Here is a 4,148-nt window from a genome sequence, read left to right as displayed (position 1 = left end):
GAGGCGCGCCGGACGAGTAGTACTGGCCGGGGTGGACCTTGAGGTGGCGAATGTAGGGAAATTCGCGGTTGGGTTTGGGGGTTTCGCTTTTATCCACGCGGGCGCGTGGCTTATGATTGCGCTCAGCCATGATGGACTCCTAGGTAGTCTGTTATGGTTAGCTGCCTTCGGGTGTTGCCGCACCCGGAGGCAGTGTCTTCAGGTTATCAGAAATAATCGCCTCACAGAAAAACATTTAAAATCTTTTTGTTATAACACCAACCTCTTTAGCATTTTTGGCTTTAACCGTCGAATCGCCACTTCTCCAGTAGATATCATCACCTACAAAAGAAACATCTTTCTGAGGACAGATTGATATAGTGATAACACCGTATCCATAATAGTCATTGAAATCCATATTAGACAACAACGAACCTTTTAACTCTTCCGACAGAGGTGAAGACTTTATCTTGTCTCTCCACATGGAATAATACTCTTCCATAGTTATATCCAAAACCTTGATTTCGCGCCGAACACCCACAACAAACTTACGCCCGACCTTCCTGGGCTCCATATTATCCATTTTAGCTATTCGCCGAGCATCCACTTGCTTATCGGTAACGCCAATAATAATTTTACCGCCACCACTATTTGGCCCATTATTTGCGATGGCGCATGCGGTATTAATCACTTTGGCAAACACCGATTTATCCATCGTTCTTTTTTGGCCAAGACTAAGCACACCCTGCTTCAACTCATAACAAGAGGTTTCTATCTCTGACCTTCGTATAGAGTTATCGATATCGACAGACGTATGCTGGCCATAAATATTTTGGGCATCCGAATCTTCGAAGCAGCTAACTATTAGGCCTTTTATTGTATCAACATTCTTCCTTCTTTCTTCTGGTGATGTAGCTTTGCGGGTGTGCTCTATTCTCTCTATCAGATTGTCTAACGCGCGACCTACCGCCTTATAATCTCTAACCTTTTTGCTCTCTTTCACGATAAGTTCGTGGAAAGCAACTATCAAAACAGCAAAAACAGACGGAAATGGGTTGGTCGTTCTTGTTTTAAATATAATACTTCTTAGCTTTTTTGCTCCAGAAGCATGACAAACCTTTTCTATCTCTGAAACGCAGTGATTAAATTCCTCTTTCAATCGTTCAGGCCCGTATACATCTAGAGCACTCAACACACGATCACTCTGATCAGATGTTTCAGTATATATTTCGTCTAAAGCATCCTTGCTTCTGGGAATTAATTCTCCTGTCGCAATAGATGCCAATATGTCTGCTATACATTGCTCGTCCATACTATCTCTAAGATCGGTAGAACGTAACACTCCTTGGTTAACCCAAAATACGTCATCTGCCCTGACTTCGTAACCATGCCGCGTCATGGGAAGATCAATACTAATTGATGGCATTAAACCAAGCGGCAAGACGTCATTTGAAACATCCCCCCGTATAGAGCAAGCAACATCCCGAACCAGATCAGAAAAATCATTCTGCACCCCAGCCTGCCGCCTCTCCTGATCACTCAGTCGGTGGCCATAGGTATTAATCCTATCAAACACATCGTTAATCTCTTCCTCTGTTGCGTTACGCATCACAGACAAGGCTATGGAATAGTCCAAAATGGTGCTCACATCCTTTTGCGTAAGCAAATCATAACCTTCTGCCATATCGAACAACCCGTCTTCAGAATAGCTCTTAGCAGTCGGAAATAGGTTAAGATCGAAGACTTTCCCATCCAAGGTTGGAAACGTATTTTCTATGAAAGAAACAATGGCGTGCAGCCTTTGAAGGCCGTCAATGATCTCATAAGTGCCAGGCAGGCCATCCCTCTCCGCTATCAATATAGCGGGAACAGGATATTTACTTAGTATCGAGTCGATTAATTTCTGTTTTTCCTCTAAAGTCCAAACAAGCTTTCTTTGATATCTACGATTCACATAAAGCTGATCATTTCTAAACCAGTTATAGATGGACTGGATAGAGGTGGGCTGCGAGACAAGTTCAGACATTATAACCCCCAAGACAAAATTCGGTATCGCTGAAACAACTTTATCAAAAACCGGCAACAAAAAAAGGCCGCCCCAAAAGGAGCGGCCATCACCAAGGAAGCCTTGAGTTGAAGAGTAAGGACTAACTCACCACATGAGTTATGCGTCCCCTTTCTTCTTCGCCACCAGCGTGAGGATGTCGTAGCTGGCGACCAGTTCGTCGTCCTGGTTTTTGACCTGTACGTCCCAGACCACCACACCTTGCGGGGTGCCGTCGGGGGCGGCTTTGCCTTGGTCGATCTTTCTCTTGCAGGTGAGGCGGGCCTGGATGGTGTCGCCGGCGCCGACGGGGGTGATGAAGCGGAGGGTGTCGAGGCCGTAGTTGGCGAGGACGGGGCCGGGGGCCGGGGAGACGAAGAGGCCGGCGGCGGCGGAGAGCAGGAAGTAGCCGTGGGCGATGCGTTTGCCGAATTGAGAGTCCTTGGCGGCGATTTCGTCGAAGTGCATGTAGAAGTGGTCGCCGGAGAGACAGCCGAAGTTGACGATGTCGGCTTCGGTGACGGTGCGGCGGTGGGTGAGCAGGGATTCGCCGATGGCGAGGTCGTCGAAGTGGCGGCGGAAGGGGTGCACTTCGGTTTCGAGTACTTCGGCGCCGCGCACGTATTCGCCGGTGACGGCGGCGAGCATGGTGGGGGAGCCCTGGATGGCGGTGCGTTGGAGGTAGTGGCGGACGGCGCGGATGCCACCGAGTTCTTCACCGCCGCCGGCGCGGCCGGGGCCGCCATGTTTGAGCATGGGGAGCGGCGCGCCGTGGCCGGTGGATTCCTTGGCGGATTCAGCGTTGAGCACTTGCAGGCGGCCGTGGCGGGCGGCGAGCACGGGGATGGCGCGGGCGGCGTTTTTGGGATCCTTGGTGGCGAAGGTGGTGACCAGGCTGCCTTTGCCTTTGTCGGCGAGGGCGATGGCTTCATCCAGGTCGCCGTAGCCCATGAGGGTGCTGACCGGGCCGAAGGCTTCGATGTCGTGGGCGCCGCCTTCCGCATGAGGATCGGTGCTGCGCAGCAGGCGCGGGCCGAAGAAGGCGCCTTTGTCGGTGCCTTCGCCGATGGGCTGCGGGTCGCCGTTGCCGCCGAAGATACATTCGGAGGTGTTGAGCAGGTCGTTGACGGCGGCGGCCACGTCTTCTTTTTGGTCCAGCGACGCCAGCGCGCCCATGCGCACGCCTTCTTCGTCCGGGTCGCCGAGGGTGATTTTTTCCAGGCGCTGGATCAGGCGTTCGCCGAAGGCGTCCAGGTGCTGTTGCGGCACCAGGATGCGGCGGATGGCGGTGCATTTCTGGCCGGCTTTGACGGTCATTTCGCGGACCACTTCCTTGGCCAGCAGATCGAATTCCTCGTCGTCGGGGGTGACGTCCGGGCCGAGGATGGCGCTGTTGAGGGAGTCCGCTTCGGCGTTGAAGGGGATGGAGCGGTTGATGATGTTGGGGTGCGCGCGCAACTTGCGGGCGGTGTTGGCCGAGCCGGTGAAGGTGACCATGTCCTGTTCGTCGAGCTGGTCGAGCAAATCACCCGTGCCGCCGATGATCAGCTGAAGGGCGCCTTCCGGCAGCGCGCCGGAGTCTTGCATCAGGCGCACGCAGGCGGCGGTGAGGTAGCTGGTGGCGGTGGCCGGTTTCACCAAGCACGGCATGCCGGCGAGGAAGTTGCCGGCGAATTTTTCCAGCATGCCCCAGACCGGGAAGTTGAAGGCGTTGATGTGCACGGCGACGCCCCGGCGCGGTACCAGAATGTGGGTGGCGGCGAAGTGGTTTTCCTTGCCGAGGGGGACCACCGGGCCTTCGTGGAGGACGTTGCCGGAGGGCAGTTCCTTGCGGCCCATGCTGGCGTAGGCGAACAGGGTGCCGAAGCCGCCGTCGATGTCGAAGGCATTGTCGCCTTTGGTGGCGCCGGTGTGGCGCGAGAGTTTGTAGAGTTCTTTTTTGTGTTCCTGCAGGTAGAGCGCCATGGCCTTGAGGCGGGCGGCGCGTTCCTGGAAGTCGAGCTTGAGCAGTTCGCGGGTGCCGGTGGTGCGGGCGTAGTCCACGGCGGCGGCGAAGTCGGGGGCGTCGTCGTGGGTGTGGGCGACGATCTCGCCGTTGATGGCGCTGGCCAGGGGTTTGGCGGCC

General features: G+C 54.5%; 2 protein-coding genes. Both read right to left on the bottom strand.

Going from position 1 to position 4,148, the window contains the following annotated elements:
- Nucleotides 1–235: 235 nt before the first annotated feature.
- The gene (locus Q7P63_15045; protein MDP0501408.1) at nucleotides 236–2,005 is read right to left on the bottom strand and encodes a DUF262 domain-containing protein; all 1,770 of its coding nucleotides are present in this window, start codon (nucleotides 2,003–2,005) and stop codon (nucleotides 236–238) included.
- A 138-nt stretch (nucleotides 2,006–2,143) separates the two neighbouring features.
- Nucleotides 2,144–4,148: phenylacetic acid degradation bifunctional protein PaaZ (gene paaZ, locus Q7P63_15040; protein ID MDP0501407.1), on the bottom strand; the 2,005-nt coding region annotated here is incomplete at its 5' end.

The organism is Verrucomicrobiota bacterium JB022 (assembly GCA_030673845.1).
Classification (GTDB): Bacteria; Verrucomicrobiota; Verrucomicrobiia; order Opitutales; family Oceanipulchritudinaceae; genus WOUP01.
The sequence above is the reverse complement of the archived record's forward strand: the minus strand, read 5'-3'. Positions and strand labels throughout refer to the sequence as shown.